The sequence below is a fragment of the Streptomyces sp. CA-135486 genome (assembly GCF_050936555.1).
Lineage (GTDB): Bacteria > Actinomycetota > Actinomycetes > Streptomycetales > Streptomycetaceae > Streptomyces.
On the sequence record NZ_JBNJMM010000002.1, the window covers coordinates 849,144 to 872,747 of the forward strand.

Sequence of the window (23,604 nt, forward strand, 5' to 3'; positions counted from 1 at the left end):
TCTCCCCAGGCGGAGAGGCTGGTCGGAGCCGCTCTCCGCGATCAGCTAGACGGAAAGCAGGCACGCCAGGTTGCCTGGGCGTTGGTGTGGTGTTCCTCTCCGCGGGGAGGGATCCGCGGGCAGGGATCAGCCCAGCGTCGGGACCTCGCCGCCGGGTGCCTGGACGAGCGTGACGCCGGGCATGCCCCGCAGCCAGCGGTCGGCGATCTCGGCGAGAAGGGTCCGGTCGGGCGGGGTGGGGCCCAGACCGATGGCATACCGCCTGGTGGCCGGGTCCGTACCGAACGGCTGGGGCCAGGCGTGGACGTCCGGTACGCCCGCCTCTTCCAGGGCGGTGAGCAGCGCCCGCATGCGGCCGCGGACCCGGCCCTCGTCCGGGCCGCGGGGCACGGTCACGACGGCCCACGCCGCGTGGCGGCGGTGCAGGGGCGGTGGCGACAGCAGGCGCGGCCACGGGTCCGTCTCCGTCTCCAGGAGCTCCCAGGCGCGGAACAGCTCCTGGGCCAGCAGGTCACGGCCGGCGGCCGTCACCTGGGCGGTGCAGGGGCGGATCGGCTCCGACGGGGTCATGATCGCGACGGGGACGGCAGGCCATGGGGCTCCCACGACAGGGACGGCGGGCCCCGGCGGGCCAACGACCGGGACGGCGGGCCCGGGCAGGCTCACCGGCTCGCGCCAGTCCCAGGCCGCCCACGTCGCGAAGAAGTGGCGCAGCAGGTCGGCGGGCGGCAGGTCGCCGGCCTCGCGGACGGTACGGGCCGCCAGTACGCACCAGGCCAGACCCGGCAGGCCACCGAAGGGAGCCGAGTCGAGGCCGCGGGCCTTCGCCCACGCCTTGACCTGGGTGGCCAGTCGGGCGAACGCCGCGCCGTGGGCGCCGACCGATGCGAGGAGGTCGTTCGCGTCGCTCACCGCACTGAGCGCGATCGCCGCCGCCTCACCCAACTCGGCCCGGCGGCCCACCGCTTGAGCGGGATCCACCGGTCCGGTGGCGACGACGACCAGGTCCACGCCCAGACCGTCGACGCACAGTCGCAGCCCCGGCACACGTGCCCCGATCACCTCCCGCACCTCGGTCGCGTCGGGCAGCGCGGCCGCCAACCGCGCCCGCACGTCGGCCGGTTCGGCCGCGCCCGGCAGCGTGGCCACCAGGTCCAGGTCCGCGCCGGGCAGGGCGCACCCCATCCGCCGGGAGCCGACGAGGTGGACGGCTCCGCCGCCGAGCGCCTGCGAGACGCGCTGTGCGATCCGCCCGGCATGCTCGGTGCGGCCGGGATCCTCGGCGGCCGAAGCACCTCCGGCGCCGTCCTCCGGCACCCATCGCAGCTCGCCCGTCCCCAGCGTCACCGTCGCCCGCACCCGCATGGGCTCGTCGCCCCGGCGGGAGAGCAGGACCAGCTCCCCTACCCGCGCCGTCATGCCGTCGAGCAGGGCGGCGCAGCGGGCGGCGAGCTCGTGCGGATCCCTGGTCCGGCCCAGCGAAAGATGCGGAGTGAAGCCCTTCGCACCGCCCCCGCAGCGCGGGAAGCGCTGCTCCAGCGCGTGGCGCAGCCGGCTCCACGGCTCCTCGCCGTCCGCCGCCGGGTCGAGCCAGACGGTGGAGTCCTCCCGGTGCCCGAACCAGTGCACGCCTTCCAGCCGGGCGGTGAACGCCGGTGTCTCGGCCGCCGCCGCGGCGAGCAGCGGGGCCGCCCGCTCGAACTCGGACTCCGGTACGAAACCGAAGAGAACATTGACGTGCGGCGGCCAGCGGTGGATCTGGCGGTCGTGCTCCCGGCGTACGTGCTGGATCGGAGGCCACAGCTGCTGCGGGGGAATCCACGCCACCGCCGTGCGGGCCGTCGGCCGTACGGCGAGGACCTCGCCGGGCTCGTGCCCGCCGAGACCCAGGGGGTGTCTTTCGGATCTTGCCGGGCTCGCGTGCCCTGGCACGGCACCTCGCTGCGTTGTCGCCAGTCGCCTACGCTCCGCGTGGGCTCCTTTCTCCGCCTCGCGATGCTCCCCCGTAGCCCTTCGGGCACGGGAGGTGCCCCCATCGCCAGACGCCGCTCGCTGATCCGGCCTGATCCAAAAGACACCCCCTAGCTCCGCCTCGACGCCGTAGTGGTCGGAGACGTACAGCCCGTCCGGACCTGGCGCACTGCCCCGCAGGACCGCTCCGTCCGCCCGTAGGCCCTCCGCACGCAGCAGCACCCGGTCCAGCCGGGAGGCCCGCCCCGACAGCGAGGACACCGCGGCGAGCGGATTGGCGGCGGGGTCGAAGGTCGGCGTCCGGTCGTGCGGCCCGTGCACCTCGCTCCACGCGTCCCGCATCCCGAGAGTCGTCTGCGGGGCGTCCCCGCCGTCGTTGAAGTCGCCGAGCAGGACCAGGTCGCCCTCGACGCCCGCCAGGCCTTCGGCCAGCCGGACCAGTTCGGCGTCCCGCCTGACCTGGCCGTTCTCGGAGTGGTCGCTGGTCAGATGGGTCGCCGCGATGCCGAGTGGGCCGGACGCCGTGTCCACGACGACGGCGGTGACGGCCTTGTGCGGCCCGAGGACATGCAGGCCCGCCTCCCGCACGGGCAGCCGGCTGAGCAGCAGCAGCCCGCAGTCCTCGACGTCCGCCGCGGCCGGGTCGGTGCCCAGCGTGTAGCCGTCGCGCACCCATCCGGTCCGCAGCAGCATGCGAAGCAGCTCCGCCTCGACCTCCTGCAGCGCGATGACGTCCGCGTCGGCGTCACGGAGAGCCTCCAGCAGCAGCGGGCGGCGCCGGGCGGTGTCGATGCGGTCGCTGTCGTAGCGGTCCCACAGGGTGTTCCAGGTCAGTACGCGCAGGCTCTGAGACACGGCTGCGCCCCGGGGCGTCCGGGCGGGCACCCAGGCGTCCTGCTCCCGGTCCCAGGCGTACGGAGTCCGCGCCGCGAAGAACGGCGCGCGCAGTCGCCGCGGGTCCCGTACCCGTCCGGCGTCCGTCGCGTCGATCCGGTCGACCCCCGATGAGCGGTCCCACACGAGCTCGCCGTCCGCCTCGAAGAACAGCACCCGGTGCCACGGGATCTCGCCGCCGGGGTCGAATGTGTCCAGCGGAATCCGCTTGGGCGGCGCGGACCGCTGGTTGATCCCCATCACGAACCGGGCCGGGTCGAAGCGCGAGTCCCAGCGGACCCGGTGGTAGATCTCCTCGCTGGTACGCACCTATGCCTCCTCCTCGACGGTCCCGCCCGCCCCGATGTACCAGGTGCGGTGTGCCTGGCCGGGGTACGGCGGTACGAAGCGGTGCAGCTGCGCGTCGAGCACCTGTGGCGGCACCGGGTTCGCCCGGTCGGCATTGCGCCGGGCCAGTTCGGCCGCGTCGACGAGCACCACCGCGTGCGTGGTCAGGGCGTCGCGGCGGCGGGCGACCGCGTGGACCAGGGAACGCTGGTGCGGGTTCAGGGATGTGGCGTCCCACACCACGGTCCCACCTTCGGCCAGTGCGGTGTCGAGCCGCTCCAGTCCGGCGCGCAGGATGTCCCCGCCCGCGCGCTGGTCGGCGCGTGAACCGCGGGCCTCCCGCAGATCGTCGAGGGACACATACGCATCGGCGTCCAGGCCGTGCGCGAAGGTGCTCTTCCCGCTGCCCGAAGGACCCACCATGTGGATCAGCTTCGGAAACTCCCCGGACCGCCAGCGCCAGCTCGCGGCGACGGCTTCCTCGGCGGTCGTGATGCGCCCCTGGGCGTACGCCTCGCGCGCCTCGGCCCAGCAGCGGTCGGCTGCGTCGGTGTCCAGACCGGCGAACGCCTCCCGCAGGCCGGCCGGCACATCGACGCCTTCCGCGTGCAGTTGGGACCAGTCCACCTGCTCGCGCGCCTCGGCGTCCGACGCGAGGGCCCCGGCGACGGCGTGCAGCACATCCAGGTCCACCGCGTACGACATCCGTACGAGCCCGGTCCGGCGCTTCTCGTCGGGGTAGGGCCGGTGCAGCCCGGTGTGCAGGCCGACCAGGTCCGCGACGCGGCGGGCCGCCGGCATGCCCAGCGGTGCGGCCAGCCGGCCCGCGAGGAAGGAGCGCGGGCGCTCGTGCAGCAGCGCGGCGAGGACTCCGGCGAGCCGCGCGTCGCCGGTCCGCCCGAGCACATCGAGCCGCGCGGACACATCACAGGCGGCGGCCCGATCCCCCTCGGTCACGCCGGCCGCGGCCCGATCCCCCTCGGGCACCCCCACCGCGGCGAGCAGTGCCTCGGCGTCCGGCGCGGCGCCGGACCGGACCGCCCACAGCGCGGCGGCCGGACCCAGTCCGTTCGCCACGACGTTGGCGTGCATCCAGTGCGTGTCGGTCCCTACGTGCCCGGTCCGCACCCACTTGGCGACCCGCTGTCCGAACTCCTGCGGACCGAAGCCGTCGACCGTCCGTACGACGTAACCCTCCTGCCGTTCGGTGTCGCACTTCAGCGCCCGCAGCGCACGTTCGGCCCGCCGGTCGAACACCCCCCGCCACAGCACCGCCGGCACCGGAACCCCCAGGCCACGCAGAAACCGCACGGTCCGGTCCCAGTCCAGACACCGGCCGTCGCCGTCCCAGACCGAGAATCCGTAGAACCAGCTGTCGAGGTCCCGGTACGCGATCGAGTGCCGCGCGTACATGTTCTCGCCGCACACCCGCCACCCGTCCGGGATGCCGTGCCCGATCCGCCCCTGCAGGGCCTTGATCCAGGCCCGCGACGGATGATGCGCCGAGTCGAGGGAGCGGGCGTGCAGCCCGTCGGCGTAGAGCGTCGTGTTCTCGCCGTCGAGTTTCTCGGTGACCACGACCTCGCGGCCCAGCAGCCCGGACAGATCGGCAATCCGCACATCGTCCGAGGCCGCACCCGGCGACCACGGCAGATGTGGTGTCCGCGGATAGTGCGTGCGCATGACGGATCGGCCCCCCCGGTGACGATGTGCCCGTCACTGTAGGAGTCTCTCGGAGCGGCGTTCCAGCCATTAACCACCGGCCGGCCGGCCCGGCCCGCCGCGTGCCGCTGTTTGACACGCAACCCCGCCGGAGTAACCTCTTCGGCTCGATTGGCCAGGGCACCGGCCCGTATGGCAGACTATCCGGGTTGCTCGGTTGAGTGCCAATGCTGCGCGCCTCCCGCCGGGAGGACCGGAAGCGAGTCCCACAGTACTCGTCGCCCCATCTGCCAATAAGGCAGCGCTGGAGCGGACGTACGGGAATCTTCCGGGAAGTGTCAGCGGGGTACCGGCCAGGCACTCGGTGGGTGTTCTTCCCCCGACGCGTGGTCTTCGGCCCGCACCCCCTTGGTTGGGAAATCCTTCGGGAGATCTTCGTAGAGGGAGTGCGACACGCCCGACCGCGGGGGTCGGAGAAGATCGCAGGACCGACCGAGTTCCAGAGCGTTTCACTAGACAAAGGACTACTGAGTAGCCATGGCGGGACAGAAGATCCGCATCCGGCTCAAGGCCTACGACCACGAGGTCATCGACTCCTCGGCGAAGAAGATCGTCGAGACGGTGACCCGCACTGGTGCGTCGGTCGCGGGCCCGGTGCCGCTGCCCACTGAGAAGAACGTGTACTGCGTCATCAAGTCGCCGCACAAGTACAAGGACTCTCGCGAGCACTTCGAGATGCGCACCCACAAGCGCTTGATCGACATCCTCGACCCGACGCCCAAGACCGTTGACTCGCTGATGCGCCTGGACCTTCCGGCCGGCGTTGACATCGAGATCAAGCTCTGAGAGGCGCGGAAGAGATGGCTAAGCAGATCAAGGGCGTCCTGGGCGAGAAGCTCGGCATGACCCAGGTCTGGGACGAGAACAACCGTGTCGTCCCGGTGACCGTCGTCAAGGCCGGGCCCTGTGTCGTTACCCAGGTCCGTACGAATGACTCCGACGGCTACGAGTCGGTCCAGATCGCCTTCGGCGAGATCGACCCGCGCAAGGTGAACAAGCCTCTCAAGGGCCACTTCGCCAAGGCCGACGTGACCCCCCGCCGCCACCTGGTGGAGCTCCGCACCCCTGACGCCAGCGAGTACACGCTGGGCCAGGAGATCACTGCCGAGGTGTTCGAGTCCGGCGTCAAGGTTGACGTCACGGGCAAGAGCAAGGGCAAGGGCTTCGCCGGTGTCATGAAGCGTCACAACTTCAAGGGCCTCGGCGCCGGTCACGGTACCCAGCGCAAGCACCGCTCTCCCGGCTCCATCGGTGGCTGCGCCACCCCGGGCCGTGTGTTCAAGGGCCTCCGCATGGCGGGCCGTATGGGCAACGAGCGGGTCACCACCCAGAACCTGACCGTTCACGCCGTTGACGCGGAGAAGGGCCTGCTCCTGATCAAGGGCGCGGTTCCTGGTCCGAACGGCGGCCTGGTCCTGGTCCGCACTGCGGCCAAGGGGGCCTGAGGACTATGAGCACCATTGACATTCTGTCGCCCGCGGGCGACAAGTCCGGGACCGTAGAGCTCCCGGCCGAGATCTTCGACGCCAAGGTCAGCATCCCGCTGATCCACCAGGTCGTCGTCGCGCAGCTGGCCGCTGCCCGTCAGGGCACGCACAAGGTCAAGACGCGTGGCGAGGTCCGCGGTGGTGGCAAGAAGCCGTACCGCCAGAAGGGCACCGGCCGCGCCCGCCAGGGTTCGACCCGTGCGCCGCAGTTCGCCGGCGGTGGCGTTGTCCACGGCCCGCAGCCGCGTGACTACTCGCAGCGGACCCCGAAGAAGATGAAGGCCGCCGCCCTGCGCGGTGCCCTCACCGACCGGGCCCGTCACTCCCGTATCCACGTCGTCTCCGGCGTGGTCGAGGGCGAGGTCTCCACCAAGGCCGCGAAGACGCTGTTCGGCAAGATCAGTGAGCGCAAGAACCTGCTCCTGGTCGTCGACCGCGCCGACGAGGCCGCGTGGCTCTCCGCCCGCAACCTGCCCCAGGTGCACATCCTGGAGCCGGGCCAGCTGAACACGTACGACGTGCTCGTCTCCGACGACGTGGTCTTCACCAAGGCCGCCTTCGAGTCCTTCGTGTCTGGCCCCAAGGCCGCTGAGACCGAAGGGAGCGACGCCTGATGTCCGAGGCGACCGTAACCAGCAAGACCTACTCGGACCCGCGTGACGTTCTCGTCAAGCCGGTTGTTTCCGAGAAGAGCTACGCCCTGCTCGACGAGAACAAGTACACGTTCATCGTCGCGCCCGGCTCCAACAAGACCCAGATCAAGCAGGCCGTCGAGGCGGTCTTCTCGGTCAAGGTCATCGGGGTCAACACGATCAACCGCCAGGGCAAGCGCAAGCGCACCCGCACCGGTTTCGGCAAGCGCGCCAACACCAAGCGCGCCATCGTGACCCTTGCCGAGGGCGACCGTATCGACATCTTCGGCGGTCCGACCGCCTAACGGCGGTCTGGATCGTCCGGAATCGGACGAGGACTGAGAAATGGGAATCCGCAAGTACAAGCCGACGACGCCGGGCCGCCGTGGCTCCTCCGTCGCCGACTTCGTCGAGATCACGCGGTCCACGCCGGAGAAGTCGCTGGTCCGCCCCCTGCACAGCAAGGGCGGCCGTAACAACACCGGTCGTGTGACCGTCCGTCACCAGGGCGGTGGCCACAAGCGTGCCTACCGCGTGATCGACTTCCGTCGTCACGACAAGGACGGCGTGCCGGCCAAGGTCGCGCACATCGAGTACGACCCGAACCGCACCGCGCGCATCGCGCTGCTGCACTACGCAGACGGCGAGAAGCGCTACATCATCGCGCCGCGTGGCCTGTCGCAGGGCGACCGTGTCGAGAACGGTCCGGCCGCCGACATCAAGCCCGGCAACAACCTGGCGCTGCGCAACATCCCGGTCGGTACGACCATCCACGCCATCGAGCTGCGGCCCGGCGGCGGCGCGAAGTTCGCCCGCTCCGCGGGTGCCTCCGTGCAGCTGCTGGCGAAGGAGGGCTCCATGGCCCACCTTCGTATGCCGTCGGGTGAGATCCGCCTGGTCGACGTCCGCTGCCGCGCCACCATCGGCGAGGTCGGCAACGCCGAGCAGTCGAACATCAACTGGGGCAAGGCCGGGCGTCTGCGCTGGAAGGGCGTTCGCCCGACCGTCCGCGGTGTCGCCATGAACCCGGTCGACCACCCGCACGGTGGTGGTGAGGGTAAGACCTCCGGTGGTCGCCACCCGGTCAGCCCGTGGGGTCAGAAGGAGGGTCGTACTCGCTCGCCGAAGAAGGCATCGAGCAAGTACATCGTCCGCCGCCGCAAGACGAACAAGAAGCGCTAGGAGCGGGTTTAGATGCCGCGCAGTCTCAAGAAGGGGCCCTTCGTCGACGACCACCTGATCAAGAAGGTGGACGTACAGAACGAAGCAGGCACCAAGAACGTCATCAAGACCTGGTCCCGTCGCTCGATGATCATCCCGGCCATGCTCGGCCACACGATCGCGGTGCACAACGGCAAGACCCACGTCCCGGTGTTCGTCACCGAGTCGATGGTCGGCCACAAGCTCGGCGAGTTCTCGCCGACTCGCACCTTCCGCGGCCACGTCAAGGACGACCGGAAGTCGAAGCGCCGCTAACGCGGGGTGGAACGACTATGACTTACACCGAAGGGACAACCATGGAAGCCAGGGCCCAGGCGCGGTACATCCGCGTCACGCCCATGAAGGCCCGCCGCGTGGTGGACCTCATCCGTGGCATGGATGCCACGGAGGCTCAGGCGGTCCTGCGTTTCGCCCCGCAGGCCGCGAGCGTGCCGGTTGGCAAGGTGCTTGACAGCGCCATTGCCAACGCTGCACACAACTACGACCACACTGACGCCTCTTCGCTGGTCATCAGCGAGGCGTACGTGGATGAAGGCCCGACCCTGAAGCGGTTCCGTCCGCGTGCTCAGGGCCGTGCCTACCGGATCCGTAAGCGGACCAGCCACATCACCGTGGTCGTCAGCAGCAAGGAAGGAACCCGGTAATGGGCCAGAAGGTTAACCCGCATGGGTTCCGGCTCGGCATCACCACGGACTTCAAGTCCCGTTGGTACGCCGACAAGCTGTACAAGGACTACGTCAAGGAAGACGTCGCCATTCGTCGCATGATGACGAAGGGCATGGAGCGAGCCGGCATCTCGAAGGTTGAGATCGAGCGCACCCGCGACCGCGTCCGCGTTGACATCCACACCGCCCGCCCGGGCATCGTCATCGGTCGCCGCGGCGCCGAGGCCGACCGTATCCGCGGCGAGCTCGAGAAGCTGACCGGCAAGCAGGTTCAGCTGAACATCCTCGAGGTCAAGAACCCCGAGGTGGACGCTCAGCTGGTGGCCCAGGCCGTCGCCGAGCAGCTGTCCTCCCGCGTCTCCTTCCGTCGGGCCATGCGTAAGAGCATGCAGAGCTCGATGAAGGCCGGCGCCAAGGGCATCAAGATCCAGTGTGGCGGCCGTCTCGGCGGCGCCGAGATGTCTCGCTCGGAGTTCTACCGCGAGGGCCGCGTGCCCCTGCACACGCTCCGCGCGAACGTCGACTACGGCTTCTTCGAGGCCAAGACGACCTTCGGCCGTATCGGTGTGAAGGTCTGGATCTACAAGGGCGACGTCAAGAACATCGCCGAGGTTCGCGCCGAGAACGCCGCTGCCCGCGCCGGCAACCGTCCGGCTCGTGGCGGCGCTGACCGCCCGGCCGGCCGCGGTGGCCGTGGTGGCGAGCGTGGCGGTCGCGGCCGCAAGCCGCAGCAGTCCGCGCCGGCAGCCGAGGCCCCCAAGGCCGAGGCTCCCGCCGCCGCTGCTCCGGCTGAGAGCACCGGAACGGAGGCCTGACCGAAATGCTGATCCCCCGTAGGGTCAAGCACCGCAAGCAGCACCACCCGAAGCGCAGTGGTATGGCCAAGGGTGGTACGCAGGTTGCGTTCGGCGAGTACGGCATTCAGGCCCTCACTCCGGCGTACGTGACCAACCGCCAGATCGAGGCGGCTCGTATCGCGATGACCCGCCACATCAAGCGTGGCGGCAAGGTCTGGATCAACATCTACCCGGACCGCCCGCTGACCAAGAAGCCCGCCGAGACCCGCATGGGTTCCGGTAAGGGTTCCCCTGAGTGGTGGGTCGCGAACGTCAAGCCCGGTCGGGTGATGTTCGAGCTGTCCTACCCGAACGAGAAGATTGCTCGTGAGGCGCTCACCCGCGCTGCTCACAAGCTTCCGATGAAGTGCCGCATCGTTCGGCGCGAGGCAGGTGAGGCGTGATGTCGGCCGGAACCAAGGCGTCCGAGCTGCGCGAGCTGGGCAACGAGGAGCTTCTCAACAAGCTCCGCGAGGCCAAGGAAGAGCTGTTCAACCTCCGCTTCCAGGCGGCGACGGGTCAGCTCGAGAACCACGGCCGGCTCAAGGCCGTCCGCAAGGACATCGCGCGGATCTACACCCTCATGCGTGAGCGCGAGCTGGGCATCGAGACGGTGGAGAACGCCTGATGAGCGAGAGCAATGTGACTGAAGAGAACACCGCCCGCGGTTTCCGCAAGACCCGTGAGGGTCTGGTCGTCAGCGACAAGATGGACAAGACCGTCGTCGTCGCCGTCGAGGACCGTGTGAAGCATGCGCTGTACGGCAAGGTCATCCGCCGTACGAACAAGCTCAAGGCGCACGACGAGCAGAACGCTGCCGGCGTCGGCGACCGCGTCCTCATCATGGAGACGCGTCCGCTGTCGGCGACCAAGCGCTGGCGCATCGTCGAGATCCTCGAGAAGGCCAAGTAATTTTGCGGGGTTCTCCCTGATGGGAGAGTCCCCGCATGCCCCTCGCTGGGGCTTCGGTCCCAGCACTAGTTCCGCCAGGCTCGGTGGGCTGGCCAGTGATCTGGCACAGCCCGCCGGGAACCGGCAGACGATCAGGAGATAGACGTGATCCAGCAGGAGTCGCGGCTGCGTGTCGCCGACAACACTGGTGCCAAGGAGATCCTTTGCATCCGTGTTCTCGGTGGTTCCGGTCGCCGCTACGCGGGCATCGGTGACGTCATCGTCGCCACCGTCAAGGACGCGATCCCCGGTGGCAACGTGAAGAAGGGTGACGTCGTCAAGGCGGTCATCGTTCGCACCGTCAAGGAGCGCCGCCGTCCGGACGGCTCGTACATCCGCTTCGACGAGAACGCCGCCGTCATTCTGAAGAACGACGGCGACCCTCGCGGCACCCGTATCTTCGGCCCGGTGGGCCGTGAGCTGCGCGAGAAGAAGTTCATGAAGATCATCTCGCTCGCGCCGGAGGTGCTGTAAGCATGAAGATCAAGAAGGGCGACCTGGTTCAGGTCATCACCGGCAAGGACAAGGGCAAGCAGGGCAAGGTCATCGCGGCCTTCCCCCGCGAGGACCGCGTCCTGGTCGAGGGTGTCAACCGGGTCAAGAAGCACACCAAGGCCGGTCAGACCGCTCGCGGTTCGCAGACCGGTGGCATCGTCACGACCGAGGCCCCTGTTCACGTGAGCAACGTTCAGCTCGTCGTGGAGAAGGACGGCAACAAGGTCGTCACGCGCGTCGGTTACCGCTTCGACGACGAGGGCAACAAGATCCGCGTTGCCAAGCGGACGGGTGAGGACATCTGATGGCTACCACCACCACTCCGCGTCTCAAGACGAAGTACCGCGAGGAGATCGCGGGCAAGCTGCGTGAGGAGTTCTCGTACGAGAACGTCATGCAGGTGCCCGGCCTCGTCAAGATCGTGGTCAACATGGGTGTGGGCGACGCCGCCCGCGACTCCAAGCTGATCGATGGTGCCATCAAGGACCTCACCACGATCACCGGCCAGAAGCCGGCCGTCACCAAGGCCCGTAAGTCCATCGCGCAGTTCAAGCTGCGTGAGGGCCAGCCGATCGGTGCCCACGTCACTCTTCGTGGCGACCGCATGTGGGAGTTCCTGGACCGCACCCTGTCGCTCGCGCTTCCGCGCATCCGCGACTTCCGTGGTCTGTCCCCCAAGCAGTTCGACGGCCGTGGCAACTACACCTTCGGTCTCACGGAGCAGGTCATGTTCCACGAGATCGACCAGGACAAGATCGACCGCGTCCGGGGTATGGACATCACCGTGGTGACCACGGCGACCAACGACGCTGAGGGCCGTGCCCTTCTCCGTCACCTCGGCTTCCCGTTCAAGGAGGCGTAAGCGAGATGGCGAAGAAGGCTCTTATTGCCAAGGCTGCTCGTAAGCCCAAGTTCGGTGTGCGCGCGTACACCCGCTGCCAGCGCTGCGGTCGTCCGCACTCCGTGTACCGCAAGTTCGGCCTGTGCCGCGTGTGCCTTCGTGAGATGGCTCACCGTGGCGAGCTGCCGGGCGTGACCAAGAGCTCCTGGTAATTCCCTACTTGGGAATCACCGGAAGCTCTCGGTAAGTATCTGGTCGGCGGGGGCCCTCCCTCACATGCCGTAGGCTTGTGGGGTTGGGCGCCCGCCGCCCTGACCGACTTACTACGCCGTAGGTCCCCGCACCGCACCCGTCCCGCCACTGAGTGGGGAGAGGGATGGCGCATACAGGAAACCCCGGCGAGAGAGGCCGAAGGCCAATTCATGACCATGACTGATCCCATCGCAGACATGCTCACGCGTCTGCGTAACGCGAACTCGGCGTACCACGACTCCGTCGTGATGCCGCACAGCAAGATCAAGTCGCACATCGCGGAGATCCTCCAGCAGGAGGGCTTCATCACCGGCTGGAAGGTCGAGGACGCCGAGGTCGGCAAGAACCTCGTCCTGGAGCTGAAGTTCGGCCCGAACCGCGAGCGTTCGATCGCCGGCATCAAGCGCATCTCCAAGCCGGGTCTGCGCGTGTACGCGAAGTCCACCAACCTGCCGAAGGTTCTCGGCGGCCTGGGCGTGGCGATCATCTCCACGTCCCACGGTCTCCTGACCGGCCAGCAGGCGCAGAAGAAGGGCGTGGGTGGGGAAGTCCTCGCCTACGTCTGGTAGTCGGGAACGGAGGAATAGCCAATGTCGCGAATCGGCAAGCTCCCCATCCAGGTTCCCGCCGGTGTGGACGTCACCATCGATGGCCGCACGGTCGCGGTGAAGGGCCCCAAGGGTTCCCTCTCGCACACCGTCGCCGCGCCGATCGAGGTCACCAAGGGCGAGGACGGCACCCTGAAGGTGCTGCGCCCGAACGACGAGCGTCAGAACAAGGCCCTGCACGGCCTGTCCCGCACGCTGGTGGCGAACATGATCACCGGCGTGACCACGGGGTACGTCAAGGCGCTCGAGATCAGCGGTGTCGGTTACCGCGTTGCCGCGAAGGGCTCCAACCTGGAGTTCCAGCTCGGCTACAGCCACCCGATCCTGGTGGAGGCGCCCGAGGGCATCTCCTTCAAGGTCGAGTCGCCGACCAAGTTCTCGGTCGAGGGCATCGACAAGCAGAAGGTCGGCGAGGTCGCCGCGAACATCCGCAAGCTGCGTAAGCCCGACCCGTACAAGGCCAAGGGCGTCAAGTACGCGGGCGAGGTCATCCGCCGCAAGGTCGGAAAGGCGGGTAAGTAAGCCATGGCATACGGTGTAAAGATCGCCAAGGGTGACGCGTACAAGCGCGCCGCCATCAAGCGTCGCCACATCCGCGTCCGCAAGCACATCTCCGGTACGCCGGAGCGTCCGCGCCTGGTCGTGACGCGCTCCAACCGCAACATCGTTGCGCAGGTCATCGACGACATCGCGGGCCACACGCTCGCGTCGGCGTCGACCCTGGACACCTCGATCCGTGGTGGCGAGGGCGACAAGAGCGCCCAGGCCAAGCAGGTCGGCGCGCTCGTTGCCGAGCGTGCCAAGGCTGCGGGCATCGAGGCCGTCGTGTTCGACCGTGGTGGCAACAGGTACGCCGGGCGCATTGCCGCTCTGGCTGACGCCGCCCGCGAAGCCGGGCTGAAGTTCTAGGCCCCGGTTCCGGGACTAACGGACGTAACAGAGAGAGGTAATCCAATGGCTGGACCCCAGCGCCGCGGGAGCGGTGCCGGTGGCGGCGAGCGGCGGGACCGGAAGGGTCGCGACGGTGGCGCTGCTGCCGCCGAGAAGACCGCGTACGTTGAGCGCGTTGTCGCGATCAACCGCGTCGCCAAGGTTGTGAAGGGTGGTCGTCGCTTCAGCTTCACCGCGCTGGTCGTGGTGGGCGACGGTGACGGCACCGTGGGTGTCGGTTACGGCAAGGCCAAGGAGGTGCCGGCCGCCATCGCCAAGGGTGTTGAGGAGGCCAAGAAGCACTTCTTCAAGGTCCCCCGTATCCAGGGCACCATCCCGCACCCGATCCAGGGCGAGAAGGCCGCGGGCGTCGTCCTGCTCAAGCCTGCTTCCCCCGGTACCGGTGTTATCGCCGGTGGCCCGGTGCGCGCCGTTCTGGAGTGCGCCGGCGTTCACGACATCCTGTCGAAGTCGCTCGGCTCCGACAACGCGATCAACATCGTGCACGCGACCGTGGCGGCCCTCAAGGGCCTGCAGCGTCCCGAGGAGATCGCGGCTCGCCGTGGTCTGCCGCTCGAGGACGTCGCCCCCGCGGCTCTGCTCCGTGCGCGTGCGGGAGCGGGTGCGTAATGGCCCGCCTCAAGATCACGCAGACGAAGTCGTACATCGGAAGCAAGCAGAACCACCGCGACACCCTGCGTTCGCTCGGGCTCAAGCGCCTGAACGACGTGGTTGTCAAGGAGGACCGTCCCGAGTTCCGCGGCATGGTGCACACCGTCCGCCACCTCGTCACGGTTGAGGAGGTCGACTGACATGGCGGAGAACAACCCGCTGAAGGTCCACAACCTCCGGCCCGCCCCGGGTGCCAAGACCGCGAAGACCCGTGTGGGTCGTGGTGAGGCGTCCAAGGGTAAGACCGCAGGTCGTGGTACCAAGGGCACCAAGGCCCGTTACCAGGTTCCGGAGCGCTTCGAGGGTGGGCAGATGCCCCTCCACATGCGTCTCCCGAAGCTCAAGGGCTTCAAGAACCCGTTCCGCACCGAGTACCAGGTCGTGAACCTGGACAAGCTCGGTGCTCTCTACCCCGAGGGTGGAGAGGTCACGGTGGCCGACCTGGTCGCCAAGGGCGCGGTGCGCAAGAACAGCCTCGTCAAGGTCCTGGGCCAGGGCGAGCTCTCCGTGGCGCTGCAGGTGACGGTTGACGCCGTCTCCGGCTCCGCCAAGGAGAAGATTGCCGCTGCCGGCGGCACCGTCACCGAGCTCGTCTGAGACGAGTTCAGTGGCTGAAAGCTGAAAACCGACCGGGGATGCCTCCCAAAAGGGGCATCCCCGGTTGGTCGTTCCTAGGGGAGCACATCCGCCGGTAAGGTGGCGTGCACTGTTGCTGTAAATACCTATTCGTTGATCCTCAAAAACCGTCACCTCTGACGCAGAAGCGCGGGGGTCGCAGGAGGCACCGTGCTCACCGCGTTCGCCCGGGCGTTCAAGACGCCCGACCTGCGCAAGAAGCTGCTCTTCACGCTCGGCATCATCGTTCTGTACCGGCTCGGGTCGCACATTCCGGTCCCGGGTGTCAGTTATCAGAACGTACAGATCTGCGTGGACGCGGCCCAGAAGGGCAACAACAGCCTGTTCGGCCTGGTGAACATGTTCAGCGGCGGGGCGCTGTTGCAGATCACCATCTTCGCGCTGGGCATCATGCCGTACATCACGGCGAGCATCATCCTGCAGCTGCTGACCGTGGTCATCCCGCGCCTGGAAGCCCTCAAGAAGGAGGGCCAGTCCGGCACGGCGAAGATCACGCAGTACACCCGCTATCTGACCGTGGCGCTCGCCGTGCTGCAGGGCACCGGCCTGGTGGCCACGGCCCGCAGCGGCGCGCTCTTCAGCGGCTGTCAGGTGGCCGACCAGATCGTTCCGGACCGCTCGATCTTCACCACCATCGTCATGGTGGTCTGCATGACCGCGGGCACCGCGGCGGTCATGTGGCTCGGTGAGCTCATCACCGACCGCGGCATCGGCAACGGCATGTCGATCCTGATGTTCATCTCGATCGCCGCCGGCTTCCCGGGCGCCCTGTGGGCCATCAAGCAGACCGGCAAGCTCGCCAAGGGCTGGATCGAGTTCGGCACGGTGATCCTGATCGGCTTTGTGATGGTCGCCCTCGTCGTCTTCGTCGAGCAGGCCCAGCGCCGTATCCCGGTTCAGTACGCGAAGCGCATGATCGGGCGCCGTTCCTACGGCGGCACGTCCACCTACATCCCGCTCAAGGTGAACCAGGCGGGTGTGATTCCCGTCATCTTCGCCTCGTCGCTGCTCTACATCCCGGCGTTGGTCGCCCAGTTCTCCAACTCCCAGTCGGGCTGGAAGTCTTGGATCCAGGCGCACTTCGTCAAGGGTGACCACCCGTACTACATCACCGCGTACTTCCTCCTGATCGTGTTCTTCGCCTTCTTCTATGTGGCGATTTCGTTCAACCCCGAGGAAGTCGCGGACAACATGAAGAAGTATGGTGGCTTCATCCCGGGTATCCGGGCTGGTCGACCTACTGCCGAGTACCTGAGCTACGTGCTCAACAGGATCACTTGGCCGGGCTCGCTGTACCTGGGTCTGATTGCTCTCGTCCCAACAATGGCGTTGGCGGGCTTCGGCGGCGCAAACCAGAACTTCCCGTTCGGCGGGACGAGCATCCTCATCATCGTGGGTGTGGGTCTGGAGACCGTGAAGCAGATCGAGAGCCAGCTCCAGCAGCGCAATTACGAAGGGTTCCTCCGCTGATGCGAATCGTCCTCGTCGGACCGCCCGGTGCCGGCAAGGGAACGCAGGCTGCGTACCTTGCCAGGAACCTCTCGATCCCGCACATCTCCACGGGCGACCTCTTCCGCGCCAACATCAGCCAGGGCACAGAGCTCGGCCGGCAGGCCAAGGCCTACATGGACGCGGGAGAGCTGGTCCCGGACGAGGTCACCATCGGCATGGCCAAGGAGCGGATGGAGCAGCCCGACGCCGCGGGCGGTTTCCTGCTGGACGGCTTCCCGCGCAATGTCTCGCAGGCCGAGGCGCTCGACGCGATGCTGAAGTCCGAGGGCATGACGCTCGACGCGGTGCTCGACCTGGAGGTCCCCGAGGACGAGGTCGTGAAGCGGATCGCGGGCCGTCGTATCTGCCGCAACGACTCCAGCCACGTCTTCCACGTGACGTACTCCCCGCCGAAGCAGGAAGATGTCTGCGACATCTGCGGCGGCGATCTGTACCAGCGCGACGACGACACCGAGGAGACGGTGCGCAAGCGGCTCGAGGTCTACCACACGCAGACCGAGCCGATCATCGACTACTACCGGGGCCAGGGCCTGGTGGTCACCATCTCCGCGCTGGGCAAGGTCACCGACGTGACCGAGCGCGCGATGGAGGCGCTGAAGAAGTCCACGCAGCACGCCAAGGACTGAGCAGTACCCCGCAGTACCAGTGGTTCGGCCGCGGTGTCCGATGGGCGCCGCGGCCGTACTGTTGAGCACAGACCCGACAGAGGTGGAAGGCAAGGACATGGTGCAGATCAAGACCCCGGAGCAGATCGCGAAGATGCGCGAGGCGGGGCTGGTCGTCGCCGCGATCCATGCGGCGACGCGTGAGGCGGCCGTGCCCGGTGCCACCACCAAGGATCTGGACGAGGTCGCCCGCAAGGTGATCGCCGACCACGGTGCGAAGTCGAACTTCCTGGGGTACGGCGGTTTCCCCGCGACGATCTGCACCTCGGTGAACGAGGTGGTCGTGCATGGCATCCCGGACGAGAAGACCGTCCTCAAGGACGGCGACATCATCTCCGTCGACGCCGGCGCGATCGTCGACGGCTGGCACGGTGACGCGGCCTACACCGTCTTCGTCGGCAGCGGTCACGCTCCGGAGCTGATCGAGCTCTCGCGGGTGACCGAGGAGTCGATGTGGGCGGGCATCGCGGCGATGAAGAACGGCAACCGGCTCGTGGACGTCTCGCGCGCGATCGAGACGTACATCCGCCGCCAGCCGAAGCCGGGCGGCGGCCGGTACGGGATCATCGAGGAGTACGGCGGCCACGGCATCGGCACCGAGATGCACATGGACCCGCACCTGCTGAACTATGTCTCGCGCAAGCGCGGCAAGGGCCCGAAGCTGGTCCCCGGCTTCTGTCTGGCGATCGAGCCGATGGTCTCGCTGGGCACCCCGCACACCGAGGTGCTGCAGGACGACTGGACGGTCATCACGACGGACGGCACGTGGTCCTCGCACTGGGAGCACTCCGTCGCCCTGACCGAGCAGGGCCCGCTGGTCCTCACCGCGCCGGACTGCGGCAGGGCGAAGCTGGCGGAGTACGGGATCACGGCGGCCCCCGACCCGCTGGGCTGAGCCGTGTCCGGCGGACGGAGTCGGGCGGAGCCGGTCGAAGCTTGTGAGGCGCCCTGGCGCCGAGCCCGGGAGAGCGGCGCCAAGGATCGGGTTCCGCCGGGCTGAGCCCGTCCGGGCCGCTTAAGGATCTCTCCGGGTGGGCAAACTTGCCGGATTCGTCTTTTCGAGTGGCCTGACGTAGACTGATGCGTCGGCTCTCGTGTACCCGTGTGTCTGCATGCGGTTGTGTGAGCCGATCAAGGTAGCCGATTCGAAGGGCGAAGCGTGGCCAAGAAGCAAGGTGCCATCGAAATTGAGGGCACCGTGATCGAGTCCCTCCCGAACGCCATGTTCAAGGTGGAGCTCCAGAACGGTCACAAAGTCCTCGCGCACATCTCCGGCAAGATGCGGATGCACTACATCCGTATCCTCCCGGACGACCGGGTTGTCGTGGAGCTCTCTCCGTACGACCTGACGCGCGGACGGATCGTCTACCGGTACAAGTAGATCTTGTCGTCACCCCCATCGCGTGGGGTGCCGGCACTGACCCGGAGAACCTCACATCCCATGAAGGTCAAGCCGAGCGTCAAGAAGATCTGCGACAAGTGCAAGGTGATCCGCCGTCACGGCCGGGTCATGGTCATCTGCGACAACCTGCGCCACAAGCAGCGCCAGGGCTGACGCACGACCTGCATTCGCAGATCTTCGCGCGACGTATCCAAGCAAGTACATACGCAGAATCCGCCCAGCCCGTAAAGGGTCGGCGGCACCTCCGGCGGGGGCCGGGGACCCGGACGTACCACTGCCTCACTCGAGGCGGTCGGCGGTCGGGAGTGGTTCTGCGGAAGACCCCCGAAACACACAGGAGCCATTGAATGGCACGCGTTTCCGGTGTTGACATCCCGCGCGAAAAGCGTGTGGAGATCGCACTCACCTACGTCTTCGGTATCGGGCGCACCCGGTCGAAGGAGATTCTCTCCGAGACGGGCGTGAACCCGAACACCCGCGTTCGTGACCTCCCCGAAGAGGACCTGGTCAAGATCCGCGAGTACGTGGACGCCAACCTTCGCACCGAGGGTGACCTTCGCCGTGAGGTCCAGGCCGACATTCGCCGCAAGATCGAGATCGGTTGCTACCAGGGTCTGCGGCACCGCCGTGGCCTGCCGGTCCACGGTCAGCGCACCAGCACGAACGCTCGTACCCGCAAGGGCCCGCGTCGCGCGATCGCCGGTAAGAAGAAGCCGGGCAAGAAGTAGTCCTCAGCCGGACGCTCATCAGCGGTCTTCGCTGTAGGACCGACCACCTCCCGTAGGAGTAATAGATGCCCCCCAAGGGTCGTCAGGGCGCTGCCAAGAAGGTGCGCCGCAAGGAAAAGAAGAACGTCGCTCACGGGCACGCCCACATCAAGAGCACGTTCAACAACACGATCGTCTCGATCACGGACCCCTCGGGCAACGTGATCTCCTGGGCCTCCGCCGGCCACGTCGGCTTCAAGGGCTCGCGCAAGTCCACCCCCTTCGCCGCGCAGATGGCCGCCGAGTCGGCCGCCCGCCGCGCGCAGGAGCACGGCATGCGCAAGGTCGACGTCTTCGTCAAGGGTCCCGGCTCCGGCCGTGAGACCGCGATCCGCTCCCTCCAGGCCACGGGCCTCGAGGTCGGTTCGATCCAGGACGTCACCCCCACCCCGCACAACGGCTGCCGCCCCCCGAAGCGTCGCCGCGTCTGACCCCTCGCGGGTAGGACTTTGCGGGCGGTATGGCGCTTCGGTGCCGTACCGCCCGTACCCTTGTTCCGTTGGCATCAAATAGTGGGTGCCAAGACTGGAGGCATTTCTCATGCTTATCGCTCAGCGTCCTTCGCTGACCGAAGAGGTCGTCGACGAGTACCGCTCACGGTTCGTGATCGAGCCGCTGGAGCCGGGCTTCGGCTACACCCTCGGCAACTCGCTCCGCCGTACGCTCCTCTCCTCGATTCCGGGTGCGGCGGTCACGTCCATCCGTATCGACGGTGTCCTGCACGAGTTCACCACCGTGCCGGGCGTCAAGGAGGACGTCACCGACCTCATCCTGAACATCAAGCAGCTGGTCGTCTCCTCGGAGCACGACGAGCCGGTCGTGATGTACCTGCGCAAGCAGGGTCCGGGCCTGGTCACCGCCGCTGACATCGCCCCGCCGGCCGGTGTCGAGGTGCACAACCCCGACCTGGTGCTCGCCACGCTGAACGGCAAGGGCAAGCTGGAGATGGAGCTGACCGTCGAGCGCGGTCGCGGCTATGTCTCCGCCGTGCAGAACAAGCAGCTGGGCCAGGAGATCGGCCGTATCCCGGTCGACTCGATCTACTCGCCGGTGCTCAAGGTCACGTACAAGGTCGAGGCGACCCGTGTCGAGCAGCGCACCGACTTCGACAAGCTGATCGTCGACGTCGAGACCAAGCAGGCCATGCGTCCCCGTGACGCCATGGCGTCGGCCGGTAAGACCCTGGTCGAGCTGTTCGGTCTGGCGCGCGAGCTCAACATCGACGCCGAGGGCATCGACATGGGTCCGTCCCCGACGGACGCCGCGCTCGCTGCCGACCTGGCGCTGCCGATCGAGGAGCTCGAGCTCACCGTTCGTTCGTACAACTGCCTCAAGCGCGAGGGCATCCACTCCGTGGGTGAGCTCGTCGCCCGCTCCGAGGCGGACCTGCTCGACATCCGCAACTTCGGTGCGAAGTCGATCGACGAGGTCAAGGCGAAGCTGGCCGGCATGGGCCTGGCCCTGAAGGACAGCCCGCCCGGATTCGACCCGACCGCCGCCGCCGACGCCTTTGGCGCCGACGACGACGCGGACGCCGGTTTCGTCGAGACCGAGCAGTACTGATCGGGACCCGTCCGGCGATCGACTTCTCGATCGCCGGACGGGCTTGATCACACACTTCCGGTGGGCGGCCGCCCACCGGTAACTGACATCGGTACCTGATACGGCCGGTGCAGATCACAAGGAGAAACACCATGCCGCGTCCCACCAAGGGAGCCCGTTTCGGCGGCAGTGCCGCGCACGAGCGTCTGCTTCTCGCGAACCTCGCGAAGTCGCTGTTCGAGCACGGCCGCATCACCACGACCGAGGCCAAGGCCCGCCGCCTGCGTCCGGTCGCCGAGCGCCTGATCACCAAGGCGAAGAAGGGCGACATCCACAACCGTCGCCTGGTGCTGCAGACGATCACGGACAAGGGCGTCGTGCACACCCTCTTCACCGAGATCGCCCCGCGCTACGCCGAGCGCCCGGGTGGCTACACCCGCATCACCAAGATCGGCAACCGTCGTGGCGACAACGCCCCGATGGCTGTGATCGAGCTGGTCGAGGGTGAGATCGCCAAGAAGGCGACCGTCGCCGAGGCCGAGGCCGCGACCAAGCGTGCGGTCAAGGAGTCCGAGACCAAGGCCGCCGAGGCCGAGGTTGTCGAGGACGCCGCGCCGGCCGACGAGGCCGCCGAGTCCAAGGACGCCTGAGCGTTCCGAGGCTGATGGACGGGTCCGCTCCCTCACGGGAGCGGGCCCTTCCGCGTTGAGAGGATCTGTCGCGTGAGCGATGAGGTGGAGCCCGGATGTGTACGGGTGCGGCTGGACCTGTCGTACGACGGGGCGGACTTCTCCGGCTGGGCCAAGCAGGCCCGCGGGCAGCGGACGGTCCAGGGGGAGATCGAGGACGCCCTGCGTACGGTCACGCGCTCCTCGCAGACGTACGAGCTGACCGTCGCCGGGCGTACCGATGCCGGGGTGCACGCCCGCGGGCAGGTCGCGCACGTCGATCTGCCGCGGAGCGTCTGGGCCGAGCACCAGGAGAAGCTGCTGAAGCGGCTGGCCGGGCGGCTCTCGCGCGATGTCCGGATCTGGCGGGTCGCCGAGGCTCCGGCCGGGTTCAACGCGCGCTTCTCGGCGATCTGGCGGCGGTACGCGTACCGGGTGACCGACCACCCCGCGGGCGTCGATCCGCTGCTGCGCGGCCATGTGCTCTGGCACGACTGGCCGTTGGACGTGGAGGCCATGAACGCCGCCGCCGAGAAGCTGGTGGGGGAGCACGACTTCGCGGCGTACTGCAAGAAGCGTGAGGGCGCCACCACCATTCGTACGCTGCAGCAGCTTCGGTGGGAGCGGGACGCGGACGGGATCATCACCGCGACCGTGAAGGCCGATGCCTTCTGCCACAACATGGTGCGCTCGCTGGTCGGCGCGCTGCTGTTCGTGGGAGACGGCCACCGTCCGGTGGACTGGCCGGGCAAGGTGCTGGCCGCGGGTGTGCGGGACTCGGCCGTCCATGTGGTGCGGCCGCACGGCCTCACGCTGGAGGAAGTCGGTTATCCCGCCGACGAGTTGCTGGCCGCCCGGAACCGGGAGGCCCGCAACAGGCGTTCGCTGCCGGGGTCAGCCGGCGGGGTTGGCGGCTGCTGCTGAGGCCTGGGCCTCGCCGCGGCGCACGATCTGACGGAAGGTGAACTCGGCGAGGTCGTCGCCCGTCTGGAAGGCCTTGCTGTCGCCCGAGGTGACGGACTTGGCCTTGGTGTAGCCGGTGGCGGTGAAGTAGGCGTAGCGGCCGTAGGAGTTGGCGGTGAACCGGCAGACCGGGCCGCCCTTGCAGAAGCTGGGGACGCCGGCGCCGGCGAGCGGGGCGACATTGCCCTTCGCCTGCTGGGCCGCCTTCTTGGCCTCCGTCTCGGTGCCGAAGATGGCGACGCCGATGGTGACCGCGATGCCGTCCTTGCTGTAGGTGGCGCGGAAGACCTGGTCGCAGCCGTTGCTCTCGAGGATCGAGCCGAGAGCGCCCTGGGTGGCGGAGGGGCAGGTGCCGGTGCGGGCGGTGGCGCCCTTGGCGTAGACCCGGTCGCCCATGGTCAGCTTCTTGCCCGGGAAGAGGGACTCCGCACTGAGCGGTGCCGTGTCCTTCTTCTCGTCGGAGATGAAGTCCTTCGGGTTCGGCGGAGGCAGCGGGGCGACCGAGGAGAAGGACGGCTCGGGCTGGGTCGTGTCGCTGGGCAGGTCGGGCGCCGTGGGGAGCTCGCCGGCGTTCTTGCCCGAAGAGCGGTTGTCCTCGTCACTGTTGGAGGCGACGATCCCGGTCGCCACGACGCCGGCGATCGCGGCGGTCGCGAGTGCGCCGCCGCCTATCAGCAGCCATCGCCTGCGGCGGGCACGGGTCGCGGAGGCGTCGGCGAGCGCGGCCCAGTCCGGTGTGTTGTCGGCCGCCGAGGCACGCAGACCGAACGGATCCGGGTCGTTCTGCCCGAAGTTGTACCGGTCCTGTCGCCCGTACGGGTCTTGACCTCCGTACGGGTCCTGGTTCTGTCCACCGGACCCCCACTGAGGTCCCCCCTGCCCAAAGCTCATGCCGCGCATCCTAAACCTGTTGGGCGCGGGGATGACGACGGCGAGAATCGGAGC

34 protein-coding genes are annotated in these 23,604 nt (G+C 68.0%); 31 read left to right on the plus strand and 3 right to left on the minus strand.

All coding sequences use genetic code 11. The features are described 5' to 3' along the window. Positions 1-126: 126 nt before the first annotated feature. Entirely contained in the window at positions 127-3,174 is a 3,048-nt protein-coding gene (locus tag ACQEVG_RS23145; protein ID WP_432986999.1) for a poly(A) polymerase, read from the minus strand. Further along, positions 3,175-4,875: an RNA ligase family protein gene (locus ACQEVG_RS23150; RefSeq protein ID WP_432987001.1), complete on the minus strand. Its 1,701-nt coding sequence runs from the start codon at positions 4,873-4,875 to the stop codon at positions 3,175-3,177. A gap of 516 nt (positions 4,876-5,391) precedes the next feature. Between ACQEVG_RS23150 and rpsJ the strand changes: the two genes are divergently transcribed. The 31 genes from rpsJ to truA all read left to right on the plus strand — a co-directional run bounded on the left by rpsJ (position 5,392) and on the right by truA (position 22,620). Continuing rightward, positions 5,392-5,700, plus strand: coding sequence for a 30S ribosomal protein S10 (gene rpsJ / locus ACQEVG_RS23155; protein WP_003948644.1), 309 nt, complete (start codon positions 5,392-5,394; stop codon positions 5,698-5,700). A 14-nt stretch (positions 5,701-5,714) separates the two neighbouring features. Beyond that, complete coding sequence (gene rplC / locus ACQEVG_RS23160; protein WP_360878816.1) at positions 5,715-6,359, plus strand: 50S ribosomal protein L3; 645 nt, start codon at positions 5,715-5,717, stop codon at positions 6,357-6,359. Between the two features lie 5 nt (positions 6,360-6,364). After that, positions 6,365-7,015: a 50S ribosomal protein L4 gene (rplD, locus tag ACQEVG_RS23165; RefSeq protein WP_432987005.1), complete on the plus strand. Its 651-nt coding sequence runs from the start codon at positions 6,365-6,367 to the stop codon at positions 7,013-7,015. Next, positions 7,015-7,338, plus strand: a complete 324-nt coding sequence (rplW, locus tag ACQEVG_RS23170) for a 50S ribosomal protein L23 (RefSeq protein WP_432987007.1) — start codon at positions 7,015-7,017, stop codon at positions 7,336-7,338. The genes rplD and rplW overlap by 1 nt, the downstream gene beginning before the upstream one ends. A gap of 40 nt (positions 7,339-7,378) precedes the next feature. After that, the gene (gene rplB / locus ACQEVG_RS23175; protein WP_351498702.1) at positions 7,379-8,215 is read left to right on the plus strand and encodes a 50S ribosomal protein L2; all 837 of its coding nucleotides are present in this window, start codon (positions 7,379-7,381) and stop codon (positions 8,213-8,215) included. A gap of 12 nt (positions 8,216-8,227) precedes the next feature. Next, a complete protein-coding gene (rpsS, locus tag ACQEVG_RS23180; RefSeq protein ID WP_142214205.1) occupies positions 8,228-8,509 on the plus strand; it encodes a 30S ribosomal protein S19 in 282 nt (93 codons plus the stop codon). 41 nt (positions 8,510-8,550) lie between these two features. Continuing rightward, the gene (rplV, locus tag ACQEVG_RS23185) at positions 8,551-8,898 is read left to right on the plus strand and encodes a 50S ribosomal protein L22 (protein WP_004571827.1); all 348 of its coding nucleotides are present in this window, start codon (positions 8,551-8,553) and stop codon (positions 8,896-8,898) included. Beyond that, positions 8,898-9,734: a 30S ribosomal protein S3 gene (gene rpsC, locus ACQEVG_RS23190; RefSeq protein WP_030914139.1), complete on the plus strand. Its 837-nt coding sequence runs from the start codon at positions 8,898-8,900 to the stop codon at positions 9,732-9,734. The genes rplV and rpsC overlap by 1 nt, the downstream gene beginning before the upstream one ends. A 5-nt stretch (positions 9,735-9,739) precedes the next feature. Beyond that, positions 9,740-10,159: a 50S ribosomal protein L16 gene (gene rplP, locus ACQEVG_RS23195; RefSeq protein WP_432987011.1), complete on the plus strand. Its 420-nt coding sequence runs from the start codon at positions 9,740-9,742 to the stop codon at positions 10,157-10,159. Next, complete coding sequence (rpmC, locus tag ACQEVG_RS23200) at positions 10,159-10,383, plus strand: 50S ribosomal protein L29 (protein ID WP_059079052.1); 225 nt, start codon at positions 10,159-10,161, stop codon at positions 10,381-10,383. The genes rplP and rpmC overlap by 1 nt, the downstream gene beginning before the upstream one ends. Next, positions 10,383-10,667 (plus strand): 30S ribosomal protein S17, encoded by a 285-nt coding sequence (gene rpsQ, locus ACQEVG_RS23205; protein ID WP_360878832.1) that lies wholly within the window; start codon positions 10,383-10,385, stop codon positions 10,665-10,667. Before rpmC ends, rpsQ begins: the two co-directional genes overlap by 1 nt. A gap of 144 nt (positions 10,668-10,811) precedes the next feature. Next, positions 10,812-11,180: a 50S ribosomal protein L14 gene (rplN, locus tag ACQEVG_RS23210; protein WP_003998823.1), complete on the plus strand. Its 369-nt coding sequence runs from the start codon at positions 10,812-10,814 to the stop codon at positions 11,178-11,180. A 2-nt stretch (positions 11,181-11,182) separates the two neighbouring features. Continuing rightward, the gene (gene rplX / locus ACQEVG_RS23215) at positions 11,183-11,506 is read left to right on the plus strand and encodes a 50S ribosomal protein L24 (protein WP_142214201.1); all 324 of its coding nucleotides are present in this window, start codon (positions 11,183-11,185) and stop codon (positions 11,504-11,506) included. Then, positions 11,506-12,063 carry a 50S ribosomal protein L5 gene (gene rplE / locus ACQEVG_RS23220; protein ID WP_347727997.1) on the plus strand — a complete coding sequence of 186 codons (558 nt, stop codon included), beginning with the start codon at positions 11,506-11,508 and terminating at the stop codon, positions 12,061-12,063. The genes rplX and rplE overlap by 1 nt, the downstream gene beginning before the upstream one ends. Before the next feature lie 5 nt (positions 12,064-12,068). Then, entirely contained in the window at positions 12,069-12,254 is a 186-nt protein-coding gene (locus tag ACQEVG_RS23225; protein ID WP_003956452.1) for a type Z 30S ribosomal protein S14, read from the plus strand. Positions 12,255-12,464: 210 nt separating this feature from the next. Further along, positions 12,465-12,863, plus strand: coding sequence for a 30S ribosomal protein S8 (gene rpsH, locus ACQEVG_RS23230; RefSeq protein WP_005313538.1), 399 nt, complete (start codon positions 12,465-12,467; stop codon positions 12,861-12,863). A 21-nt stretch (positions 12,864-12,884) separates the two neighbouring features. Then, on the plus strand, positions 12,885-13,424 hold the full coding sequence (gene rplF / locus ACQEVG_RS23235; RefSeq protein ID WP_360878840.1) for a 50S ribosomal protein L6: 540 nt from the start codon (positions 12,885-12,887) through the stop codon (positions 13,422-13,424). A 3-nt stretch (positions 13,425-13,427) separates the two neighbouring features. Further along, positions 13,428-13,811 carry a 50S ribosomal protein L18 gene (gene rplR, locus ACQEVG_RS23240; protein ID WP_360878843.1) on the plus strand — a complete coding sequence of 128 codons (384 nt, stop codon included), beginning with the start codon at positions 13,428-13,430 and terminating at the stop codon, positions 13,809-13,811. Between the two features lie 45 nt (positions 13,812-13,856). After that, a complete protein-coding gene (rpsE, locus tag ACQEVG_RS23245; RefSeq protein WP_005313527.1) occupies positions 13,857-14,462 on the plus strand; it encodes a 30S ribosomal protein S5 in 606 nt (201 codons plus the stop codon). Beyond that, the gene (gene rpmD, locus ACQEVG_RS23250) at positions 14,462-14,644 is read left to right on the plus strand and encodes a 50S ribosomal protein L30 (protein WP_005313525.1); all 183 of its coding nucleotides are present in this window, start codon (positions 14,462-14,464) and stop codon (positions 14,642-14,644) included. Before rpsE ends, rpmD begins: the two co-directional genes overlap by 1 nt. Before the next feature lies 1 nt (position 14,645). Next, complete coding sequence (gene rplO, locus ACQEVG_RS23255) at positions 14,646-15,101, plus strand: 50S ribosomal protein L15 (RefSeq protein ID WP_432987017.1); 456 nt, start codon at positions 14,646-14,648, stop codon at positions 15,099-15,101. A 189-nt stretch (positions 15,102-15,290) separates the two neighbouring features. Then, a complete protein-coding gene (gene secY, locus ACQEVG_RS23260) occupies positions 15,291-16,610 on the plus strand; it encodes a preprotein translocase subunit SecY (RefSeq protein WP_432987019.1) in 1,320 nt (439 codons plus the stop codon). Beyond that, positions 16,610-17,278, plus strand: coding sequence for an adenylate kinase (locus tag ACQEVG_RS23265; RefSeq protein ID WP_432987021.1), 669 nt, complete (start codon positions 16,610-16,612; stop codon positions 17,276-17,278). The genes secY and ACQEVG_RS23265 overlap by 1 nt, the downstream gene beginning before the upstream one ends. Before the next feature lie 97 nt (positions 17,279-17,375). Beyond that, a complete protein-coding gene (gene map, locus ACQEVG_RS23270; protein WP_405806731.1) occupies positions 17,376-18,212 on the plus strand; it encodes a type I methionyl aminopeptidase in 837 nt (278 codons plus the stop codon). 264 nt (positions 18,213-18,476) lie between these two features. Further along, positions 18,477-18,698 carry a translation initiation factor IF-1 gene (gene infA / locus ACQEVG_RS23275; protein ID WP_003956442.1) on the plus strand — a complete coding sequence of 74 codons (222 nt, stop codon included), beginning with the start codon at positions 18,477-18,479 and terminating at the stop codon, positions 18,696-18,698. Between the two features lie 60 nt (positions 18,699-18,758). Continuing rightward, positions 18,759-18,872 carry a 50S ribosomal protein L36 gene (gene rpmJ / locus ACQEVG_RS23280; protein WP_003956441.1) on the plus strand — a complete coding sequence of 38 codons (114 nt, stop codon included), beginning with the start codon at positions 18,759-18,761 and terminating at the stop codon, positions 18,870-18,872. A 194-nt stretch (positions 18,873-19,066) separates the two neighbouring features. Continuing rightward, positions 19,067-19,447 (plus strand): 30S ribosomal protein S13, encoded by a 381-nt coding sequence (rpsM, locus tag ACQEVG_RS23285; protein WP_360878855.1) that lies wholly within the window; start codon positions 19,067-19,069, stop codon positions 19,445-19,447. Between the two features lie 65 nt (positions 19,448-19,512). Beyond that, a complete protein-coding gene (gene rpsK / locus ACQEVG_RS23290) occupies positions 19,513-19,917 on the plus strand; it encodes a 30S ribosomal protein S11 (RefSeq protein WP_003956432.1) in 405 nt (134 codons plus the stop codon). Positions 19,918-20,026: 109 nt separating this feature from the next. Next, entirely contained in the window at positions 20,027-21,049 is a 1,023-nt protein-coding gene (locus tag ACQEVG_RS23295; RefSeq protein ID WP_010473911.1) for a DNA-directed RNA polymerase subunit alpha, read from the plus strand. 131 nt (positions 21,050-21,180) lie between these two features. Next, positions 21,181-21,678 carry a 50S ribosomal protein L17 gene (gene rplQ / locus ACQEVG_RS23300; RefSeq protein WP_360878860.1) on the plus strand — a complete coding sequence of 166 codons (498 nt, stop codon included), beginning with the start codon at positions 21,181-21,183 and terminating at the stop codon, positions 21,676-21,678. A 72-nt stretch (positions 21,679-21,750) separates the two neighbouring features. After that, positions 21,751-22,620 (plus strand): tRNA pseudouridine(38-40) synthase TruA, encoded by an 870-nt coding sequence (gene truA / locus ACQEVG_RS23305; protein ID WP_432987025.1) that lies wholly within the window; start codon positions 21,751-21,753, stop codon positions 22,618-22,620. On the opposite strand, the gene ACQEVG_RS23310 is transcribed toward truA, so the two are convergent. After that, the gene (locus ACQEVG_RS23310; RefSeq protein ID WP_432987027.1) at positions 22,591-23,550 is read right to left on the minus strand and encodes a hypothetical protein; all 960 of its coding nucleotides are present in this window, start codon (positions 23,548-23,550) and stop codon (positions 22,591-22,593) included. The two genes, truA and ACQEVG_RS23310, sit on opposite strands and share 30 nt — an antisense overlap. Positions 23,551-23,604 lie beyond the last annotated feature (54 nt).

Excerpts from the sequence above, each read along its gene's own strand:
- ACQEVG_RS23150 (WP_432987001.1), bottom strand. The coding sequence starts at position 4,875 with ATGCGCACGCACTATCCGCGGACACCACATCTGCCGTGGTCGCCGGGT.
- rpsJ (WP_003948644.1), top strand. The coding sequence starts at position 5,392 with ATGGCGGGACAGAAGATCCGCATCCGGCTCAAGGCCTACGACCACGAG.
- rplC (WP_360878816.1), top strand. The coding sequence starts at position 5,715 with ATGGCTAAGCAGATCAAGGGCGTCCTGGGCGAGAAGCTCGGCATGACC.
- rplD (WP_432987005.1), top strand. The coding sequence starts at position 6,365 with ATGAGCACCATTGACATTCTGTCGCCCGCGGGCGACAAGTCCGGGACC.
- rplW (WP_432987007.1), top strand. The coding sequence starts at position 7,015 with ATGTCCGAGGCGACCGTAACCAGCAAGACCTACTCGGACCCGCGTGAC.
- rplB (WP_351498702.1), top strand. The coding sequence starts at position 7,379 with ATGGGAATCCGCAAGTACAAGCCGACGACGCCGGGCCGCCGTGGCTCC.
- rpsS (WP_142214205.1), top strand. The coding sequence starts at position 8,228 with ATGCCGCGCAGTCTCAAGAAGGGGCCCTTCGTCGACGACCACCTGATC.
- rplV (WP_004571827.1), top strand. The coding sequence starts at position 8,551 with ATGGAAGCCAGGGCCCAGGCGCGGTACATCCGCGTCACGCCCATGAAG.
- rpsC (WP_030914139.1), top strand. The coding sequence starts at position 8,898 with ATGGGCCAGAAGGTTAACCCGCATGGGTTCCGGCTCGGCATCACCACG.
- rplP (WP_432987011.1), top strand. The coding sequence starts at position 9,740 with ATGCTGATCCCCCGTAGGGTCAAGCACCGCAAGCAGCACCACCCGAAG.
- rpmC (WP_059079052.1), top strand. The coding sequence starts at position 10,159 with ATGTCGGCCGGAACCAAGGCGTCCGAGCTGCGCGAGCTGGGCAACGAG.
- rpsQ (WP_360878832.1), top strand. The coding sequence starts at position 10,383 with ATGAGCGAGAGCAATGTGACTGAAGAGAACACCGCCCGCGGTTTCCGC.
- rplX (WP_142214201.1), top strand. The coding sequence starts at position 11,183 with ATGAAGATCAAGAAGGGCGACCTGGTTCAGGTCATCACCGGCAAGGAC.
- rplE (WP_347727997.1), top strand. The coding sequence starts at position 11,506 with ATGGCTACCACCACCACTCCGCGTCTCAAGACGAAGTACCGCGAGGAG.
- ACQEVG_RS23225 (WP_003956452.1), top strand. The coding sequence starts at position 12,069 with ATGGCGAAGAAGGCTCTTATTGCCAAGGCTGCTCGTAAGCCCAAGTTC.
- rpsH (WP_005313538.1), top strand. The coding sequence starts at position 12,465 with ATGACCATGACTGATCCCATCGCAGACATGCTCACGCGTCTGCGTAAC.
- rplF (WP_360878840.1), top strand. The coding sequence starts at position 12,885 with ATGTCGCGAATCGGCAAGCTCCCCATCCAGGTTCCCGCCGGTGTGGAC.
- rplR (WP_360878843.1), top strand. The coding sequence starts at position 13,428 with ATGGCATACGGTGTAAAGATCGCCAAGGGTGACGCGTACAAGCGCGCC.
- rpsE (WP_005313527.1), top strand. The coding sequence starts at position 13,857 with ATGGCTGGACCCCAGCGCCGCGGGAGCGGTGCCGGTGGCGGCGAGCGG.
- rpmD (WP_005313525.1), top strand. The coding sequence starts at position 14,462 with ATGGCCCGCCTCAAGATCACGCAGACGAAGTCGTACATCGGAAGCAAG.
- rplO (WP_432987017.1), top strand. The coding sequence starts at position 14,646 with ATGGCGGAGAACAACCCGCTGAAGGTCCACAACCTCCGGCCCGCCCCG.
- ACQEVG_RS23265 (WP_432987021.1), top strand. The coding sequence starts at position 16,610 with ATGCGAATCGTCCTCGTCGGACCGCCCGGTGCCGGCAAGGGAACGCAG.
- map (WP_405806731.1), top strand. The coding sequence starts at position 17,376 with ATGGTGCAGATCAAGACCCCGGAGCAGATCGCGAAGATGCGCGAGGCG.
- rpmJ (WP_003956441.1), top strand. The coding sequence starts at position 18,759 with ATGAAGGTCAAGCCGAGCGTCAAGAAGATCTGCGACAAGTGCAAGGTG.
- rpsM (WP_360878855.1), top strand. The coding sequence starts at position 19,067 with ATGGCACGCGTTTCCGGTGTTGACATCCCGCGCGAAAAGCGTGTGGAG.
- rpsK (WP_003956432.1), top strand. The coding sequence starts at position 19,513 with ATGCCCCCCAAGGGTCGTCAGGGCGCTGCCAAGAAGGTGCGCCGCAAG.
- ACQEVG_RS23295 (WP_010473911.1), top strand. The coding sequence starts at position 20,027 with ATGCTTATCGCTCAGCGTCCTTCGCTGACCGAAGAGGTCGTCGACGAG.
- rplQ (WP_360878860.1), top strand. The coding sequence starts at position 21,181 with ATGCCGCGTCCCACCAAGGGAGCCCGTTTCGGCGGCAGTGCCGCGCAC.
- ACQEVG_RS23310 (WP_432987027.1), bottom strand. The coding sequence starts at position 23,550 with ATGAGCTTTGGGCAGGGGGGACCTCAGTGGGGGTCCGGTGGACAGAAC.